19 protein-coding genes are annotated in these 18,328 nt (G+C 54.5%); 3 read left to right on the forward strand and 16 right to left on the reverse strand.

Going from position 1 to position 18,328, the window contains the following annotated elements; translation table 11 throughout:
• From KGZ92_00135 to KGZ92_00210, 16 genes are all read right to left on the reverse strand, one after another.
• Positions 1-1,298 (reverse strand): HAMP domain-containing protein (locus tag KGZ92_00135; GenBank protein ID MBS3887695.1); only part of this gene is annotated, 1,298 nt, incomplete at its 3' end.
• Positions 1,291-1,995: a response regulator transcription factor gene (locus KGZ92_00140; protein MBS3887696.1), complete on the reverse strand. Its 705-nt coding sequence runs from the start codon at positions 1,993-1,995 to the stop codon at positions 1,291-1,293. The genes KGZ92_00140 and KGZ92_00135, both read right to left, overlap by 8 nt.
• A gap of 27 nt (positions 1,996-2,022) precedes the next feature.
• A complete protein-coding gene (gene fabZ, locus KGZ92_00145; protein MBS3887697.1) occupies positions 2,023-2,448 on the reverse strand; it encodes a 3-hydroxyacyl-ACP dehydratase FabZ in 426 nt (141 codons plus the stop codon).
• A 35-nt stretch (positions 2,449-2,483) separates the two neighbouring features.
• Positions 2,484-3,509 (reverse strand): rod shape-determining protein, encoded by a 1,026-nt coding sequence (locus tag KGZ92_00150; protein ID MBS3887698.1) that lies wholly within the window; start codon positions 3,507-3,509, stop codon positions 2,484-2,486.
• Between the two features lie 210 nt (positions 3,510-3,719).
• Positions 3,720-3,968, reverse strand: coding sequence for a sporulation transcriptional regulator SpoIIID (gene spoIIID, locus KGZ92_00155; protein ID MBS3887699.1), 249 nt, complete (start codon positions 3,966-3,968; stop codon positions 3,720-3,722).
• A gap of 127 nt (positions 3,969-4,095) precedes the next feature.
• Entirely contained in the window at positions 4,096-4,665 is a 570-nt protein-coding gene (locus KGZ92_00160) for a glycerol-3-phosphate responsive antiterminator (protein ID MBS3887700.1), read from the reverse strand.
• A gap of 15 nt (positions 4,666-4,680) precedes the next feature.
• Entirely contained in the window at positions 4,681-6,366 is a 1,686-nt protein-coding gene (gene ptsP, locus KGZ92_00165) for a phosphoenolpyruvate--protein phosphotransferase (GenBank protein MBS3887701.1), read from the reverse strand.
• 78 nt (positions 6,367-6,444) lie between these two features.
• A complete protein-coding gene (locus KGZ92_00170) occupies positions 6,445-6,711 on the reverse strand; it encodes an HPr family phosphocarrier protein (protein ID MBS3887702.1) in 267 nt (88 codons plus the stop codon).
• A gap of 26 nt (positions 6,712-6,737) precedes the next feature.
• Entirely contained in the window at positions 6,738-7,130 is a 393-nt protein-coding gene (dhaM, locus tag KGZ92_00175; protein ID MBS3887703.1) for a PTS-dependent dihydroxyacetone kinase phosphotransferase subunit DhaM, read from the reverse strand.
• On the reverse strand, positions 7,130-7,771 hold the full coding sequence (gene dhaL, locus KGZ92_00180) for a dihydroxyacetone kinase subunit L (GenBank protein MBS3887704.1): 642 nt from the start codon (positions 7,769-7,771) through the stop codon (positions 7,130-7,132). Before dhaL ends, dhaM begins: the two co-directional genes overlap by 1 nt.
• 41 nt (positions 7,772-7,812) lie before the next feature.
• Positions 7,813-8,808, reverse strand: a complete 996-nt coding sequence (gene dhaK / locus KGZ92_00185; protein MBS3887705.1) for a dihydroxyacetone kinase subunit DhaK — start codon at positions 8,806-8,808, stop codon at positions 7,813-7,815.
• 266 nt (positions 8,809-9,074) lie between these two features.
• The gene (locus tag KGZ92_00190) at positions 9,075-9,464 is read right to left on the reverse strand and encodes a DUF1667 domain-containing protein (GenBank protein ID MBS3887706.1); all 390 of its coding nucleotides are present in this window, start codon (positions 9,462-9,464) and stop codon (positions 9,075-9,077) included.
• A 4-nt stretch (positions 9,465-9,468) separates the two neighbouring features.
• The gene (locus KGZ92_00195; protein ID MBS3887707.1) at positions 9,469-10,734 is read right to left on the reverse strand and encodes an FAD-dependent oxidoreductase; all 1,266 of its coding nucleotides are present in this window, start codon (positions 10,732-10,734) and stop codon (positions 9,469-9,471) included.
• A complete protein-coding gene (locus KGZ92_00200) occupies positions 10,727-12,196 on the reverse strand; it encodes an NAD(P)/FAD-dependent oxidoreductase (GenBank protein ID MBS3887708.1) in 1,470 nt (489 codons plus the stop codon). The genes KGZ92_00195 and KGZ92_00200 overlap by 8 nt, the downstream gene beginning before the upstream one ends.
• A gap of 140 nt (positions 12,197-12,336) precedes the next feature.
• Positions 12,337-13,833: a glycerol kinase GlpK gene (glpK, locus tag KGZ92_00205; GenBank protein MBS3887709.1), complete on the reverse strand. Its 1,497-nt coding sequence runs from the start codon at positions 13,831-13,833 to the stop codon at positions 12,337-12,339.
• Between the two features lie 54 nt (positions 13,834-13,887).
• The gene (locus KGZ92_00210; protein ID MBS3887710.1) at positions 13,888-14,613 is read right to left on the reverse strand and encodes an aquaporin family protein; all 726 of its coding nucleotides are present in this window, start codon (positions 14,611-14,613) and stop codon (positions 13,888-13,890) included.
• A 329-nt stretch (positions 14,614-14,942) separates the two neighbouring features.
• On the opposite strand from KGZ92_00210, the gene pstS reads away from it, so the two are divergent.
• The 3 genes from pstS (at position 14,943) to pstA (ending at position 18,327) form a co-directional block, all read left to right on the forward strand.
• Entirely contained in the window at positions 14,943-16,409 is a 1,467-nt protein-coding gene (pstS, locus tag KGZ92_00215) for a phosphate ABC transporter substrate-binding protein PstS (protein ID MBS3887711.1), read from the forward strand.
• A 123-nt stretch (positions 16,410-16,532) separates the two neighbouring features.
• A complete protein-coding gene (gene pstC / locus KGZ92_00220; GenBank protein ID MBS3887712.1) occupies positions 16,533-17,489 on the forward strand; it encodes a phosphate ABC transporter permease subunit PstC in 957 nt (318 codons plus the stop codon).
• Positions 17,479-18,327, forward strand: a complete 849-nt coding sequence (gene pstA, locus KGZ92_00225) for a phosphate ABC transporter permease PstA (protein MBS3887713.1) — start codon at positions 17,479-17,481, stop codon at positions 18,325-18,327. Before pstC ends, pstA begins: the two co-directional genes overlap by 11 nt.
• The last annotated feature ends 1 nt before the right edge of the window (position 18,328 follow it).

Raw genomic sequence — 18,328 nt, forward strand, 5'->3', positions numbered from 1 at the left:
ACCCGCCCCTTATGCAACTCCTCCGTACCACTTTCAAGTCGCGAAAGCTGCAGCAGATCTAGCACCATTTCGGTAAGACGCTCTATTTCTCCCGCCATGCGGCGCAGAAAGTCTTTCGCCACATCCCTTTCCTCTAGGGCACCACGCAAGAGATTTTCGACCATCAGCCCAAGCGATGTTAGGGGGGTGCGCAGTTCGTGCGAGACATTGGCGACGAAGTCGCGGCGACTGTCTACGGCGGTATAGACCTCAGTAAGGTCTTGTAGAACGATCATGATCCTGCCCCCTTCAAGAGGCAGTACAGCCGCCCTAATATGTCGGGCGGTCTGCCCGCTCAGCACAATACGTTTGTGGCAGGCACTGCGCTCACTTTTCGCTAGGCGCAAGAGCTCACTTAGCTCGGGGTGGCGCAGAAGCATTGTATCTCGCTGGCCTATTGTGGCAGCGGGACTAAAGGCGAGCATCTCGGCCGCCGCGGCATTTACTAACTCAATGTTTTCCTTGTTATCAATGAGGAGAACCCCGTCGCGCAGCGAACCTAGCACAGCCTGTAGCTTCTCAGCCGCAAATTGCACCCGGCTTAGCTCTCCCTCCAAATTGTGCGCCATGGCATTTAGGGCTTGAGCCAACTGCCTAATCTCCGTGGGGCCAGCAACATCGGCACGACAGGCGATGTTGCCGCCCGCGATCTCTAGCGCTACCTCCGACATTTTGTGCAGTGGCTCGCTAACGGCTTGCGCATGAGCGAGCGCAAGAACACCGCCGATGAGGAGGGCCACTATGCCCCCCGAAACAGCTAAGAAATTCACTCTGGCAAAGCCTGCGTCCATGGCGGTGAGATCAAGCGCGACCCGGACCACCCCCTGCATGGCACCGGCCACATCTCTCACGGGTACAGCCACATAGAGCATGGGCACGCCTAAGGTGGCACTAACGCGCGTGTGCACGCCGATTTCTCCCGCGAGAGCCATAATAACCTCGGGGCGGTCACTGTGATCACCTAGGCTAGCCGCGTCACGAGTGGACTCTCCCCATACCAAGCCCACGGGCGACAAAAAAGTGACTCGAACATTGTCTAGCCCGCCTGTTCGAGGCGCTAGAGCTCGCAAATGCTCGGGTGTAAAATTGTCTCGCACCAGTAGCTCCAATAGCCTTGCTTGGCGAACAAGACTTTCCTCCACTCGCGCCATGTAAAAAACACGGAATTCCGCCGTCAACCACGCTCCCATGACTCCTAGGGAGAGTGCCAAGAGCAGCAATACCGTGATAGAAAGTCGGGCGCGAAAACTCCTAGGCATGTGGCGTCTCGGCCAACTTGTAACCCACACCTCGGATGGTAAGCAGAAGTTTAGGGTCACTAGGGTCTGTTTCTACTCTCTTGCGCAACCAGGTCATGTGCACATCTACCGTTCGCGTCTCCCCTGCGTAATCCATACCCCAGACCTTCTCTAATAAGTCGTCGCGCGTAAAGACGCGACCTGGGTTTCGCACCAAGAGATGAAGAATATCAAATAGCTTGGGGGTGAGTAGTAGATCTTTTTCGCCTAAGTAAGCGACATATTTTTGCGGGTAGAGGGTAAAAGGGCCATAACTAATGCTCTCAGAAGTCGCTAAATCGGGCGAAGCGGTACTGTCTCTACGGCGTAGCACGGCCTTAATCCTAGCCAAGAGCACGTTTAAAGAGAAGGGCTTGGTTATGTAATCGTCTGCACCCACTTCAAGACCCACGACGGTATCAATTTCCCCATCCTTGGCTGTGACCATGATAATAGGTACATCAGACTTAGCCCTGATTTGACGACACACCTCGATACCGTCTTGCCCTGGCAGCATGCGGTCAAGCAAGATGACGTCGGGGTTAACCTCTCTGGCTTTTTTCACCGCGTCAAAACCATTGTCTGACACAAAGACTAAGTATCCCTCACTCTTAAGGGCATAGCTCAAACCAGAACGAATATTCTCCTCGTCATCCACAATGAGAATTTTACGCGACATAGGGCTCCCCCTTCCAAGTATCTAACTCTACTGCAGAGCAAAGAGCATCTGCCCAGATACTGCCAGTTTGCCATCACCCACATACGCTTCAGCGTTCCCCCTGCCGACACCTAGCTTAATTGCTTGCAGGGTGACGACTAAACGCAGACTATCGCCGGGGCGCACCTGTGCCCTAAACCGCACGCCATCTAGGCCGGCAAAGAGTGCTAGCCTTCCTTGATACTGCGGTAGAGAGAGAAGCGCTACGGCCCCTACCTGCGCGAGCGCCTCTATGACGAGAACCCCCGGCATAATGGGGTAGTCCGGAAAATGGCCCGCAAAAAACGGTTCATTTATGGTGACGTTTTTGTGCCCCACAGCACGCACACCCGGCTCTAGCTCGGATATACGATCTATAAGTAAGAAAGGGTAGCGATGCGGAATGATCTTTTTAATTTCATCGATGTTTAACACCTACCACACCTCCACCACTATGGTCATTCTCTTTATTATTTTCGTTCGCGGCGTGAGTATTCCATAGTACTACGCAACAGCTCGAGGTTTTCTAGCGCCACGCCTGTGCCATGCGCCACGCATGAAACGGGGTCTTCCGCCACATTGCAGGGCACTTGCGTTACTTCGGCAATCAGCTTGTCCAACCCATCGAGTAACGACCCGCCGCCCGTCATAATAATGCCCTTCTCCACGATATCTGCCGAAAGTTCAGGGGGTGTACGCTCTAGCACAGAGCGCACCAGGGCCACAATATTATTGGTAGGCTCAGCAAAGGCATCCAAGCACTCGGTGGAAGTGATGGTAATTGCGGCTGGCAAGCCCGAGACTAGGTCTCTACCTCTCACTTCCATACTGGCGTTACGCCCGCTGGGGAAGACCGTCCCCACTTGCACTTTAATTTCTTCCGCGGTGCGCTCGCCAATCAGCATATTGTAGCGCTTCTTAACATAGCGCACCATGGCTTCGTCGAATTTGTCTCCACCGATGCGCACCGAATCACTAAGAACTATCCCCCCGAGCGACATTACCGCCACATCAGTGGTGCCTCCACCGATATCAAGCACCATGCTACCCGTGGGCTTAGTGATGTCTATGCCCGCTCCTAAGGCTGCGGCAACTGGCTCTTCAATCAAGTACCACTCCTTGGCGCCAGCATTGCGAGCCGCGTCTTCCACGGCACGTTTTTCTACCGAAGTAGTATTCGAGGGCACGCAGATAATAACCCTCGGTTTAAATAGCGGATTGCTACCGCAAATTTTATGTATAAAGTGCTTCAACATGCGCTCAGTGATATCAAAGTCGGCTATTACACCTTCTCGCAGTGGACGCACCGCAATGATATGGCCAGGCGTACGGCCTATCATGCGCCGCGCCTCTTCACCAATTGCCAGAATGCGATTCGTGTTGCGGTCAATAGCCACTACCGCAGGCTCATTTAGCACCACTCCCTTGCCTCGCACGTAGACAAGCACCGTAGCTGTCCCTAAGTCTATCCCGATGTCTTTTCCCTTAAACCACACATCCCTGACCCCCTCAATATGCTTGCCTGTCGGCACGACAACAAGGGCTTATCGCCCTGATGTCTAATGTGGTATCTTCTACACGGAGAATAGTATTCCTGCAACACTTTGCAGGATCACCACCGGGCAACTTCACCCGCTAGCCACAGTCTTCTACTGAGTCGCCCTTTTTCTCTACAGAAGAAGACACCGGGCACAGGCCCGATGCCTTTACTCCTTCTTATATTTGCGCCGCGTGGCGTCACCCCCGCGCAAGTGGCGCGTAGCCTTGTTAAAGCTTAGCACTTCGCTTACTTCTTCATACATCCCACTGTTTATAGTACGCAGTCTCTCCGTGACATCTTTATGTACAGTGCTCTTGCTGACATTAAAATGGTCAGCTGCGGCTCGCACTGTCGCCTTGGTGTCAGCAACATACTTGGCAATCTCAATGACCCGCTCATAGATATGATCGTTCACTCGCCCCACCCCCCTGTTGCTCATAACTTCACTTAATATATATGAGCAGGGGAGTGGGATATGCCTAAAGAAACAGCTTACTTGCTAAACCAATCTCGAAACGGGAAATGGGAAGTTATACACGTATTTACACCCTAATATTCCACAACTCTCGCTTACTAGTACTTACCGCGCATGCCCCGGCCTTTAGGGCCTGCAGCACGTCTTCGCGAGAGGTGACTAAGCCGCCGGCGAACACCGGCAGAGAGGCTCCCCGCACAATTTCCTGCACGGCCGCCCTAGGCACCGAGGCTGGCAGAATTTCGACGGCGTCAGGCTTATGTTCGCGAAGAAGCTTTATACCTGTTCTGAGCGCCTCTGAATCAATGAGAAAGAGGCGCTGTATGACTACTAGTCCTTCTTCCCGCGCCATCTTCACCAAATGCGGCTTAGTCGTGACTAAGGCCGTGACCCCCTGCCGAGCAAGGTACTTGATACCGGCTTTGTCCTTGCCTACGCCTTCAAGCAGATCCCCATGCACAAGCAGGCGTTTTTTGTGTTGCTCTGCGAGGCGGAGTAGTTTCGGCAGGTTATTAATATCGCCAAACAAGAGAAAGAGGCTTGGCGCTGTGGTATCTGACAGCGCCAAGTTAAAGTCTTCTATACTACGCACGGAGGGGATTACTGGCCCTTTATACAAAGACTCCATTAGACTCATTGGCGTGCTCCTTCGCTACGACTTTAGCTTCTGTTTCGCGCCTTTGTCTTTAGACAGGTACTCTCGCACCCTTTCCACGCTATCTAGCCTTAAAATGTCTCGCGCGAGCGCGTCGTCTAACTGCGCATGCCTGATAAGGTCTTTTATTATTGGTATCGCGGGGGCGCCCATACTGAGCTCATCGACACCTAGGCTTATGAGAAGTTCGGTAGCCAGAGGGTCACCTGCCATTTCGCCGCATACTCCTACCCAGATCTTACTAGCATGCGCCGCACGGACTGTCATAGCTATGAGCCGCAGTACGGCGGGGTGAAAATGGTCAAACAAGTAGCTGACGCTATGGTTGCCCCTGTCGGCTGCCAAAGTGTATTGCACCAAATCATTCGTGCCGATGCTAAAGAAGTCGCACTCCTTGGCGAACTCTACCGCCATGACAGCGGCTGCGGGTGTCTCGACCATAATACCGAGCGGTATGTCAGTCGGCACAGGCCCCCCTTCCGCTGCCAGCTCAGCCTTAGCCTGCGCTAGCAGCGCCTTAGCCTGCACGATTTCACTAACACTAACAATCATAGGGAGCATGATGGCGGTCTTGCCAAAGGCTGCTGCCCGCAAGATAGCACGAAGCTGTGTGCGAAAGATATCCGTACGTTTAAGAGATATCCTGATTGCTCGCCAGCCGAGAAATGGATTGTCTTCCTTGGCTATATTCAAGTAGGGCAGCGGTTTATCGCCCCCGATGTCCAGGGTTCTTATCACACAAAGTTGCCCTTGGCACCGTTCAATGACATACTTGTAGGCTCGAAACTGTTCTTCTTCACTAGGCATGCTGTCTCTCCCCATGAAGATAAACTCTGTGCGCAAGAGACCGACGCCCTCACAGCCGTGCTCGACGGCCGCATCAATTTCCTCAGGCTGACCAATGTTAGCGGCCACTACAACCTTCTTGCCGTCCCGCGTTGTTGCCGGCAACTGGGCCAGACTCCTGTACTGCGCCTGCTTGTCCCGCTCCTCTGCAATCTTATGGCCGTATGCGGCCAGTTGTTCGGCAGTAGGGTTGATAATTAGTAGCCCATGTGTGGCATCGAGAATAACTGGCGCACCGTCCTCAAGCTGTTGGATCTGTTCTCCTAGCCCCACGAGGGTGGGTAGGCCACGTGCCTTGGCCATAATAACGGCGTGGGACGTAAGACTACCCTGTCCGAGGATTAAGCCGGCAACCTTGTCACTCGGCAGAGTGGCCACCACGGAAGGCGGAAGCTCCCCCGCGCAGAGAATAGTGCCGCTATCGTCAAATCGCTGCGACTGGCCGCCGAGGAGTACTCGCACAATTCTACTACCCACATCGCGCACATCGCCTGCTCTCTCGCGCAAGTAGGCGTTTTCAAGTCCTGCGAAAAGATCTGCAATTTCTTCCGTCGCTGCTCTGACCGCCGCAGGAGCCGCGGCGCCTTGCTCAATCTTGGCCAGGATGTTCTCCGCGAGGATAGGGTCCGAAAGGATGCTTTGGTGCGCTTCCATTATTTCTGCTTGCTCGCGCCACGCCTTCCTCGTCGCTTCTGCCACAACTTCAGCGACTTCTTGCAGAGCGGCGGCATGCGCTAGATGATACTTCGTGGCCTCTTCTTCTGCCGCCCCCTGCACATAGTTAAGCAATTCGCTCTCGTTCTTGGCCGACAACATTTTGACTGTGCCGATGGCCATGCCTGGCACGGCGGCTAGACCCCTGATGACAAGCACTGCGCACCTCCCGAGCAGTATCGCTCTACATGACCAGCGAGCTTATTCTTCATAGAAGTTATTGGCAATGAGGTCCGTCAACGCGGCCAAGCAGGCGGCTTCGTCCGGACCGTGGGCGGTAATGGTTAACTCCGCTCCTTTTGTCACACCAAGCGCCATAACCATGAGGACACTCTTGACATTCGCTGACTTACTTGCCCCATACAAATGGACTACAGACTCAAACTTGGCCGCCACCTTAGTCAGCATGGCCGCAGAACGAGCATGTAGCCCCAGTTTGTTGGTCAAGACTACTCTCGCCTCAACCATGGCCCTCCTCCTGTTCTTTCAGTTGACTAGAGTTTAAGTATCCCTCTCGCGGCCTCGGCGGCCGCCACTACTTCGGCGAGAGAACCGCCGATGGAGGCCTCCACAGCGGCGCTAATACTGCCCTCCACTAGGGGGGCATCGGCAATCTGCGCCCGACAAGCAGTCGACGGTTCTAGTAGCTCGAGGGCAGTCTTTGCACTGAGCACGGCACTCCCGAGATCAACGAGCACTACCACGCCCTGCCCTGAATCAGCTTCGACAATAGCTTCATGGATCCGAAGGGTATCGGTCCCTAGGCTGCCATCTGGCATGCCTCCTGCCTCGACAATCTTCAGACCGCGGTCTGCCATCTGCCCCGCTAATTCTTTGACGCCCAGGGCGATCTGAGCACTGTGCGATACTATGACCAGCCCCACCATCACGCCGCCCCCTGACTGTGCGCTCGGCAGAACTCAGTCAGCGCCCTTAGGATTAGATATGCCGACGTCGCGCCAGGGTCTTGGTGGCCGATACTTCTTACACCTAAGTAACTAGCCCGGCCCTTCGTGGCCATGATCGTCTTAGTATACTCTACCCCTGCCTCTGCAGCGACACACGCCGCTTCGAGGCATTCTAAGAGGTTTTTCCCTTCTTCTAGTCCTCGCGCGAAGGCCTCCTGCGCTGGCAGCAGGGCATCGAGCATCGTCTTCTCGCCTTGCGCCGCCTTTCCTCTCTCCCTTATACCGGCAATTGCCGTCGCCAGCATTTCACCAGCTACTTCCTTGGTAAGATCAGCCTGCCCCTGTGCTGCAGCTCCCGCACGGAGAAAGGCGGTGCCGTACAAGGGCCCAGAAACGCCACCCACTGTCGAAAGCAAAGTCATCCCAACTTTTTTAAGCAAAGAGGCGAGGTCGTCCTCCGTGGCCACAGCAATTTTAGCTACGACTGCAGCGAACCCCCTCGCCATATTTATGCCATGGTCAGCATCGCCTATAGCGCCATCAAGCTCCGTCAGCCATTCCTTGTTTTCTTTGATGGTGCCTAGAATAGCTTCCATGCTCATTAAGAATGGTTTGTTCATGCTACTGCGCACCCTCCCTTCGCGCTTGGTTGCTACATAACTTAGAACTGCACAAGCCCCGGGGTGTCTGCGGGAGCTAAGAGTAGCGCTTTCAGCTCAGCGTCTAGTTTTAGTACGGTGAGTGAAAATCCTGCCATCTCCAAGGATGTCATGTAGTTGCCCACGTATGTTTTGGCCGTCTTAACCCCTGCCGTCGCCAAGATATGCGCTACCCTGTTGCTTATAACGTAGAGCTCCATTATGGGTGTGCCCCCAAGCCCATTCACCAAGACAGCAACTTCATCTTCCGCAGTCAAGGCTAGCTCAGAAAGTATCTTACTCATCAGATGGTCGGCAGTCTCATCCGCCGTGCGCAGCTCTTCGCGATGCGTTCCTGGCTCACCATGAATCCCCATACCAATCTCCACTTCGGATTCCGCCAGGGTGAAACTAGGCTTTCCTGCCGCTGGTACGATGCAGGGAGAGAGCGCCATGCCCATAGAACGCACATTGGCAATAACTTTTTCGGCGACCCGCTTGACTTCCTGCAGTTCGCCTCCTGCCTCAGCTTTGGCCCCCGCCAATTTATGCACAAAAATGGTGCCGGCGATGCCTCTGCGCCCTACGGTCCAGGTGCTATTTTCTACCGCGACATCATCATCAATTACTACTTTGTCCACCAGCAAGCCCTCTTCTTGGGCCATCTCAATGGCCATCTCGAAATTAAGCACATCGCCTGTGTAGTTCTTAATGATCAAGAGGACGCCTTCCCCTCCGTCGACGGCTTTTATGGCTTCGTAAACTTGATCAGGTGTAGGAGAAGTGAACACCGCTCCAGCCACCGCACCGTCAAGCATGCCCTTGCCCACAAAACCACCATGCGCGGGTTCATGGCCGCTACCCCCGCCACTGACCAGAGCAACCTTCTTAGCGGGCTCCCCTGCCCGCGCTAAAATACTAAAACCTGGAATGAGCCGCACATACTGGGGATGCGACGCCACCATACCGAGAAGCATTTCCTCAACAACATTGTCGGGTTTATTGATCAACTTCTTCATCGTTTATACCTCCCTTTTTTTGTACGAGATATTGCGATCACCGTGATCCCCCAAAAATGGCGCTTTGCGTTGTCAAGTGGTGCATTAACTGGCCGTGATAAGAGCGAACTGCAATTTTGCTGACCTTTCCATACCTCCCCCCCGCCACCCTGGCAGCATGGCAACATCTCCCCTAGTAGATTCGATTATGAGTTAGAATATTCCTTGTTTACTTACTAATACAACATAATATTTTCGGGCATTTCTTTGTCGGGGAGGTCACAACGTTACTCTATATCTGCTCCGGCCATGCTTCTGCTGGCCACAATGTTTACCCCAAGCCCTAAGATATCGCGGCAGACTACATCGCCCTCCTTGATGGGGGCGTGAACCACGATGTCTGCCAGGTGGCGCGCACAAGCTAAGACCTTATCTTTCGGCAGTACTCCCTCTGACACTACAGGTAGGAGCGGCAACTCGCCACCTATGATGCGCACGGTGGTAGTTAGCATGCGCCTCGGGGCGACTACTTCCTCGCGTGCATAAAGTTCGCCGCGGCGACAAGTCATATTTTTGATGATGGTGATTTCGCCCTTCTCTATAGTGACCTCGCCTAGGCAGCTCAGGGGACAGACGATACACCTTACTGCCCTCTTTTCTTGCTCCACTACACTCATCCCCTCACCGCTTAATCTCGACGATGACGTCGCCGACAGCCTTCTCTAGTTGCGAAGCATCTAGCTCAAGGACAATCATCTCGCCTGGCTTGGCCACGGGGAACCTCTTTTCGAGCAAAGTCATGCCCCCGCTACTGACACTGAGCGTTATTTTGCGCTGTGGCTCGGCGACCCGTAGATACAACTTTGCCGTTCCTGGATCCTTAACGTCGATTTTGATTTTTTGCGGCACCACGGTGCGAACCCCATGACCTGGGGTGACACTAAATTCTTGTGCGCCAACATTAGTCTGGCCCTGAGCGAGGCGAGCGGCAAAGCGCCCGGCTATATCACCTTCTTCGGAGACAAAGTCCACTAAGTCATGCACATGCACCACATTGCCTGCCGCGAAAAAGCCGGGCAAACTTGTTTCGCGCTCTTGATTGACCACGGGGCCGCCAGTGAGGGCGTCCATGTTGAGCCCAATCTCACGCGACAGCTCGTTCTCAGGAATGAGGCCGACCGACAGCAGCAGACAATCGCAAGCCAAGTACTTCTCAGTCCCCGGTAGCGGGCGCAAATTCTCATCTACGGCAGCATAAGTAAGGCCCGTGATGCGTTCGCGGCCATGAATGGCCGTTACCGTGTGCGAAAGATGGAGGGGAATGTTAAAGTCTTCGAGGCACTGCACGACATTACGCGTCAAACCACTGCTGTGGGGCATAATCTCAAACACCGCCAGAACTTTGGCCCCTTCAAGCGTCATGCGGCGGGCCATAATAAGGCCAATGTCGCCCGAACCTAGAATGACCACTTTCTTACCGGGGATGTAGCCCTCCATGTTCACCATGCGTTGAGCCGCGCCAGCCGTAAGTACTCCTGCCGGACGCGTGCCGGGAATGCGAATCGCCCCGCGCGTTCTTTCGCGGCATCCCATGGCTAGGACAATAGCTGGGCAAGTAATTTTTTGCAGGCCCTCTACGGAATTGATAGCTAGTACAGTTTTGTCTGGCATTAAGTCGACTACCATGGTATCGAGCAAAACATCGATACTTGGGGTTGCCTTAACCATCTTGATATATCTCTCGGCATAGCCAGGCCCAGTCAGCTCTGTATCGAAGCGATGCAGCCCAAAGCCATTGTGAATACATTGTTGCAAAATGCCACCTAGCTCGCGGTCGCGCTCGATAACTAAGACCCGCGCCGCCCCCTGCTCACTCGCACTTAGGGCTGCCGCCAAGCCTGCTGGGCCTCCACCGATAACGACGACGTCGTAATGCTTTTCATTCATGGTCTTTCACCTCGTGCGTGCCGCGAATTTTGTCAAAAAAGAGGAATGACCCTGCCGTGTCCTTGCGCACTGCTGGGATAGGGATCTTTAGTTCGCGAGACAAAATACTAGTGACGCGCGGGCCACAGAAACCACCCTGGCAACGGCCCATGCCGGCACGCGTTCTGCGCTTTACTCCATCAAGGGTTCTCGCCCCACAGGGGCGATGGATGGCGTCTAGGATGTCTCCTTCGGTAACCATCTCGCAGCGGCAAATAACCCGACCATAGAGAGGGTTTTCGGCGATGAGTTTCTGTTTTTCTGGCGCTTCCTGATCTCTGAAGAGGGCCCGAGCTGGATTTTCGGGACAAAAGTCTATCTTCGCATGCAGACTAAGCCCCTCGCTGCGCAAAATGTCCACAACCATCTCGGCAATGGCCGGTGCGGCAGTCAAGCCAGGGGACTGTATGCCCGCGGCGTGAATGAGCCCCCGGACTCCTGTCGCGGGGCGAATAACAAAGTCATCGCCATCGGCTACGGCGCGTAGCCCGGCAAACTGAGTTATGGCGGCATTAAGGGGCACACCAGGCACCAGTGACTTGGCGCCAGCGACAATAGCCGCTAGGCCTTCGGCTGTCGTACTTAAATCTTCTTTATCGTCAATAGCCAGTGCATTCGGCCCGACAAAAGTGTTGTGATGCACTGTAGGGGCAATGACTATACCCTTGGACACTTTGCTCGGCGTGGGGAAGATAACCGACCGCACAAAATTACCTACGCTTTTATCGAGCAACATGTACTCACCTTTACGAGGGTGAATGGCGAAACTATGGTCGTTGGCACTACGACTAATGTCATCGGCGTGTACGCCAGCCGCATTAATGATGTACCGCGCTTCTATAAAGCCCTGCGAAGTATGCACGCCCACCACCTCATCATCACTGACCTCTACCTGCTCCACCTTGCACTCGGTGAGCACTTCCACCCCGTTTCGCACGGCGTTTTCGGCGAAAGCAAGTGTCACACCGAAGGGGTCCATGATACCGCCTGTGGGCGCAAACAAGGCCCCGAGCGTGGCCGGTGTAAGATGTGGCTCACGCTCTAACACGGCCTCTCTACTTAAGAGGACTAGCCCGGGCACTCCATTTTGTCGCCCACGCTCATGTAGTTGCTCGAGGACGAGCAGCCCCTCCTCATCGGTCGCCACGACTAGAGACCCGATAAGTTTGATATCTAACCCCAGTTCTTCTTGCCACGCCCTGTACAATTCATTACCACGCACATTAAGCTTGGCCTTTAGCGTCCCTACCGCGGCATCAAAGCCCGCGTGCAAGATAGCGCTATTGGCCTTGGTCGTGCCCATCGATAAATCTGGGTGCTGTTCCACCAGAGTTATGTCGAGCTTAAAACGAGCTAACTCGCGGGCGACAGCGGTACCTACGATGCCACCGCCAATTATGACGACATCAGCTTTCTTCCTCATCGGCATGTTTTCACTCCCCACTTTCTTGGTGCCAAAAAAAGATAAAGGGACCCCATTGCATGGCAGGTACTGCCAGCAATGAGGACCCTCTCTTTTACTCTAGGTCCTAGTTTATTTTATTTCTCTCAGGCTAATCTGGTTTAATCTTCCCAGTCTAGGGCGCGTTTAACGGCCTTTTGCCAACCTACATAGAGCTTCTCACGTCTCGCTGCGTCCATAGAGGGCGGGAAGCGCATGTCAAGCTTCCAGTTGTCAACTAAATCGTCTTTGTTTTCCCATACACCGACGGCCAAACCTGCCAAGTAGGCTGCGCCTAGGGCGGTTGTCTCCGTCACTTGTGGGCGATCGACCGGTACGCCTAGAATGTCGCTCTGGAACTGCATCAAGAGGCCATTATTGACCGCGCCGCCGTCGACTTTGAGAGCTTTGAGGGTGATGCCAGAGTCAGCCTCCATGGCGCTCAGGACATCCCTAGTCTGGTAAGCTAGTGACTCAAGAGTGGCACGGATGATCTCTGGCTTGCCTGAGCCACGAGTTAAGCCAAGGATGGCTCCACGAGCCTTCATGTCCCAGTAAGGAGCGCCTAGACCAACGAAGGCAGGCACGACATAGACTCCGCCCGTATCTTGAACTTTAAGGGCAAAGTACTCGGAATCTGGAGCGGCCTCGATGATTTTCAAGCCGTCTCTCAACCATTGTACCGCAGCTCCAGCAATAAAGATACTGCCTTCGAGCGCGTACTCAACTTTGCCGTCTAGACCCCAGGCAATGGTTGTCAAGAGCCCGTTTTTCGAGGAAACTAGTTTGTCGCCCGTATTCATGAGCATGAAGCAACCGGTGCCGTAGGTGTTCTTCGCCATACCTGGCTTGAAACAAGTTTGTCCGAAGAGAGCAGCTTGCTGGTCCCCAGCCGCTCCAGCAATGGGCACTGCCTTGCCTAAGAAGACATTAGGGTCAGTGTGGCCGTACACTTCACTAGATGGGCGCACTGTAGGCAGCATAGAGGCGGGAACTGTCAGCGCCTCTAAGAGCTCGCTGTCCCAGTTAAGTTCCCGGATATTGAACATTAAGGTGCGCGAGGCGTTTGAGTAATCGGTGACATGTACTTTACCGGCGGTTAGTTTCCATATAAGCCATGTATCTATGGTGCCAAACAACAGGTCGCCTTTTTCGGCTTGCTCACGCGCGCCAGGAACATTATCTAGAATCCATTTCACCTTGGTTCCCGAGAAGTAGGCATCAACCACGAGGCCTGTTTTGTGCTTGAATGTCTCTTCTAGCCCCTTAGCCTTAAGGTCGTCGCAAATCGCCATGGTTTGACGCGATTGCCATACAATGGCATTATGGACTGGCTTGCCGGTGTTTTTGTCCCATACTACGGTGGTTTCGCGTTGGTTGGTGATGCCAATGGCAGCTATCTCTGACGCATCGATACCCGCCTTGGCCACCACTTCTGCGGCGACGCCAATCTGTGTGGCCCAAATTTCGTCGGCATTATGTTCAACCCAGCCTGGCTTAGGATAGATCTGCGTAAAGTCTTTTTGCGCGACAGCTACAATCTGTGAGGACTTGTCAAAAATGATGGCCCGCGAACTGGTCGTTCCCTGATCGAGTGCTAGTACATATTGTTTAGTCAATAGTCGCATCTCCTTCTCTTTCTTAGTGTGGCAGATAGAGGGGTTCTAAGACAACTAAATGACGCCAATCGCTCGGCCGATAACGAAGGCTAGGCCACCTGCGATCATTGGCCCGACCACGGGAATCCAAGAATAGGCCCAGTCTGAATCACCCTTGCCAGCGATAGGCAGGAGGAAGTGGGCAATGCGAGGCCCAAGGTCGCGGGCGGGGTTTAGGGCATAGCCAGTTGGTCCGCCTAGGCTTAAGCCAAGGGCCCAAACGAGCATACCCACTAAGTAGGGACCGAAGCCTGGAGTTGTCATGGCCACGGGCTCGGAGAAGATGTTGAAAATAGCCACAATGAGCGCGGTAGTCGCGATTATTTCGCAAAGCAAGTTTGAAAAAGTATCGCGAATGGCCGGTCCTGTGGCGAAGACACCTAACTTCGCGCCCTTATCGGGAGTAATGGCCCAGTGTGGTAGGTAGGCAAGCCATACCAAGGTCGCACCAGCCATAGCACCGAGCACTTGCACGAGCATAGTGGTTAGCGCATGCGAGAAAGAGTACACACCCATGAAGGTCTTAGCTAGAGTTACCGCGGGGTTGATGTCAGCCTGAGGAGCACCAGTGGCCTGTGCCGCAAATACACCCAGCATAACGGCCATAGCCCATCCTGTAACGATTACGATCCAGCCGGAATTCTCGCCTTTGGATTTCTTTAGCAAGACATTGGCAACCACACCGCAGCCAAACAAGATCAAGACTAGAGTACCGAAGAATTCGCCGAAGAGATTTGTCATTAGTAAGTAGCCCTCCTCTTAAAATTTCTCCCTTCCTGCACTGCTTCCCACTTCGACCCCACGTATCCTTTACTCTATCCTATCACTCCTTCCGCAGTTACTGACCCAGCTGTGCATGTCTTCTTGTAAGATTTACTCGCCTCGCCGCGAGATTATGCCTCGAAATACGCTTAGGGTTTAGGCCAATGCCTAGGTATCGCGCTGCTAATTGCCTGGTGCCCCCGTTTAACACGAAGGCAAGATTTAACATGGCCTTAGTTAAACCATAAAGTTGCCTTGTTCTACAACTGCTAGCATAAGAGCGGATGACATTCTAAGGAGGAAAGTTTGTGAAAAAGAGCATCCCCATTCTAAGGTCAGTAGCCTTGGTGTTATGTCTTGGCATTTTGGCCTCCACACTTCAGGGCGTAGCCCTAGCCCAAACCGCGCCCATCACCATTCAGCTTGACGGTCGCCAACTGGTCACCGACGTCGCACCGATCATTGTCAATGGACGCACCTTAGTGCCCATGCGCGCTATCTTCGAGTCTCTGGGCGCCTCGCTCACCTGGACCGAGGCTACCCAGACTGTGACGGCACGTAAAGCAGCCACGACAGTCACCTTAGTCATTAATCGTGCTACCGCCACTGTCAATACTCAGTCCGTTCCACTAGATCAACCTGCACAGATCCGGAGCGGGCGCACCTTGGTGCCTCTGCGCTTTGTAGCAGAAGCCCTCGGCGCAGAGGTGGACTGGGATGGCAGTCGAAACCGTGTCATCGTAACCAATACCGCGGTATCACGCCGCCGTGCGCCCGTCGCGCAAGAGCTTCGTCTCACCACCGGTGGAGCGTCCTTTCCCTTCCCCCTTTACACGCGTTTGGTCGCTGAATACCGCAATATTACTAGCCCTGCTGTCAGTATAGACTATGCCTCGGTAGGCTCGGGCGCTGGTATTCGCGGCATCTTAGCCCGTACCTTTGATTTTGCCGGCACCGATGCCCCCCTCACAGACGCCCAGCAGAGAGAAGTTCTCCCGAACGAAATTCTCCACATCCCCACTGTCATGGGTGCAGTAGCTGTCACCTACAACCTGCCCGGTATCGGCAGCGGCCTTAGACTCTCGCCCGACATCTTGGCCGACATCTTCCTCGGCCGCATTACCCAGTGGGCCCACCCTCGCATCGCCGCACTCAACCCAGGCATTGCCTTCCCCGATACACCAATGACCGTAGTACGCAGATCAGACGCTAGCGGCACAACTTTCATTTTCACGGACTACTTGGCTAGGGTAAGCGAGGCCTGGAGATCCGGAGTAGGTGTCGGTACTTCGGTAGCTTGGCCCGGAACTACCGTAGGTGCACGCGGCAACGAAGGTGTTTCGGCTAAGGTCATGCAAGTTCCCGGTGCAATCGGTTATGTCGAGCTCTCTAATGCCATTCTGAACAATCTACATGTGGCCCAATTGCGTAACCGCGCTGGCAATTTCGTCCTCCCCTCCCCTGAAGGAGCTACAGCCGCGGCCGCGGGCTTGGCTGCTAACATGCCGGCCGACATGAGGGTGTCCCTTGTGGATTCACCAGGTCCCGATGCCTACCCCATAGTGGGCTTGACATGGATATTGGTCTACCGGGACCAAGCCGATGAGGCCAAGGCGCGTGCCACAGTCGACTTCTTGCGGTGGGCCATCGCTGAGCGCAACCTCGAGCCCTTCGCCCTAGAGCTGCACTACGCCCCCTTGCCAGAAGTGATGCTGCAGAGAGTACGGCAGATGCTGCGCACAATTAACCACAATGGTGTTGTTATCTGGCCCTAGGCGAGCCTACATCCTCTAATGACTGCATGAGAATTAGGATGCCTGTGCCAATTGGCAAGGGCATCCTAAACTTCTCGCTAGACGAGTTGGTCATACTTGGGGCTTCAGTTGGGAGGAAATAGTATGTTTATAAAAAGACTAGTGTCTCGCACCCATAGCGGCGAAGGGCTCTTCCCTATGGTCACCGCACTCGCGGCAGCGCTACTGCTGTCCCTCGTCGGCGGCATCTTTTGGGTGGTGCTCCGCGGCGCATGGCCAGCTATGAGTGCCTTTGGTCTGGGCTTCTTAGTGTCTACCGCCTGGGACCCCGTGCAAAATATCTATGGTGCCGCACCTGTCATGTTGGGCACCTTAGCGACTTCTATACTGGCGCTGCTTATTGCCGGGCCTCTAGGCGTCGCGACGGCCGTCTACATTAATGAGCTGGCACCAGGTTACCTGCGCAAACCTGTCTCTTTTGCGGTGGAGCTTCTCGCCGCGGTACCGAGCGTGGTATATGGACTATGGGGACTTTTTGTCCTGGCCCCGTGGATAAGGACGGGCCCTGGAGCCTTCCTCGAGCAGCACTTCGGATTCTTGCCCGTCTTTCGTGGCCCTTCGCTGGGAGTCGGGGTTTTAACAACGGGCCTCCTGCTAGCGATAATGATTCTGCCCACCATCACCGCCTTAACGCGGGAGGTGATGCGTGGAGTGCCGCTCGATCTGCGCGAGGCTCTTTTTGCGCTCGGCGCTACGCGCTGGGAGATGATAACGCGGGTCGTGCTGCCAAACAGCAAAGCTGGAATTATCGGCGCTCTGCTCCTTGGCTTGGGACGGGCCATCGGCGAGGCCATGGCTGTGACCATGGTCATAGGCAACGCTAATCGCCTGCCGGTATCCCTACTAGCGCCCGCCCAAACGGCGGCCTCGCTCATCGTCAACGAGTTTCCCGAGGCCTTCGACCTACAACTATCTTCGCTCCTCTTGCTAGGTCTCTGGCTTTTTATTACCACCTCCCTCGTAAATTTGGCTGCGGTCTGGCTAGTGTATCGCCCGACGTCCGTCAAAAGTGCACAAGGAGGCGCCCTTCATGCCAAGTAATCACAGACGCAGAGTTGATGGACGGGCAGCAGAAGTTATCAGTAGCCTCTTTGCTCTTGCCGCCACGTTAATACTTGGACTCATTTTGTACTTCATCGCCCGACGGGGATTAGGCGCCATAAACTGGACCTTTTTGACGAGCTTGCCTACTCCCGTCGGTCAGCCAGGAGGTGGCATCGGCAATGCCTTAATCGGCAGCGCCATCATGATTGGCATTGGCACCTTGCTGGCTGTGCCGTGGGGTGTTACGGCGGCTATTTTTCTTGATCAACACCCTCACAGCAAGCTCGCCTCCGCTACACGTTTTGCCTGTCGTGTACTCACGGGGGTGCCCTCACTCATTATTGGGCTCTTCGTTTTCACCCTGTTGGTTTTACCGACGAGAACTTACTCCGCCCTAGCTGGCGGTATTGCGCTGGGGGTAATGATGACCCCCCTCATTACGCTGTCCTCAGAGACGATACTGGCCACTGTTTCGTCTAGCTGGCGAGAAGCTTCTTATGCGCTGGGGGCAACTAAGCAACAGACTGTGCGCATGCTCATTTTGCCCACCGCCGCGGGCGGCCTGACCGTGGGCATTATGCTCGCCGTGGCCTTGGCGGCTGGCCAAACCGCACCTGTACTACTAACCGCTCTAACCAGTCGCTTTTGGCTTGAGAACTTGACACAGCCCGCGGCCTCTCTGCCTGTACTCATCTATACCTATGGGATTTCGCCCTTTCCGGATTGGCAGTCGCAGGCCTGGGGTGCCGCCCTGGCCTTGGTGACTATCGTGCTGGTCTTGAATATCGTATCCCAGGCTGTTGTTAGTGTCGTAAACAGAAGGAGGGGCGTGTAGC

Source organism: Bacillota bacterium, from assembly GCA_018333655.1.
In the GTDB taxonomy this organism is placed as follows: Bacteria; Bacillota; UBA994; order UBA994; family UBA994; genus BS524.

Coding starts and splice junctions, on each gene's coding strand:
- dhaL (MBS3887704.1), bottom strand. CDS start 7,771: ATGAACAAACCATTCTTAATGAGCATGGAAGCTATTCTAGGCACCATC.
- KGZ92_00170 (MBS3887702.1), bottom strand. CDS start 6,711: ATGGTTGAGGCGAGAGTAGTCTTGACCAACAAACTGGGGCTACATGCT.
- pstA (MBS3887713.1), top strand. CDS start 17,479: ATGCCAAGTAATCACAGACGCAGAGTTGATGGACGGGCAGCAGAAGTT.
- KGZ92_00160 (MBS3887700.1), bottom strand. CDS start 4,665: ATGAGTCTAATGGAGTCTTTGTATAAAGGGCCAGTAATCCCCTCCGTG.
- KGZ92_00200 (MBS3887708.1), bottom strand. CDS start 12,196: ATGAGGAAGAAAGCTGATGTCGTCATAATTGGCGGTGGCATCGTAGGT.
- ptsP (MBS3887701.1), bottom strand. CDS start 6,366: ATGGCCATCGGCACAGTCAAAATGTTGTCGGCCAAGAACGAGAGCGAA.
- dhaM (MBS3887703.1), bottom strand. CDS start 7,130: ATGGTGGGGCTGGTCATAGTATCGCACAGTGCTCAGATCGCCCTGGGC.
- KGZ92_00140 (MBS3887696.1), bottom strand. CDS start 1,995: ATGTCGCGTAAAATTCTCATTGTGGATGACGAGGAGAATATTCGTTCT.
- KGZ92_00195 (MBS3887707.1), bottom strand. CDS start 10,734: ATGAATGAAAAGCATTACGACGTCGTCGTTATCGGTGGAGGCCCAGCA.
- KGZ92_00210 (MBS3887710.1), bottom strand. CDS start 14,613: ATGACAAATCTCTTCGGCGAATTCTTCGGTACTCTAGTCTTGATCTTG.
- pstC (MBS3887712.1), top strand. CDS start 16,533: ATGTTTATAAAAAGACTAGTGTCTCGCACCCATAGCGGCGAAGGGCTC.
- dhaK (MBS3887705.1), bottom strand. CDS start 8,808: ATGAAGAAGTTGATCAATAAACCCGACAATGTTGTTGAGGAAATGCTT.
- KGZ92_00190 (MBS3887706.1), bottom strand. CDS start 9,464: ATGAGTGTAGTGGAGCAAGAAAAGAGGGCAGTAAGGTGTATCGTCTGT.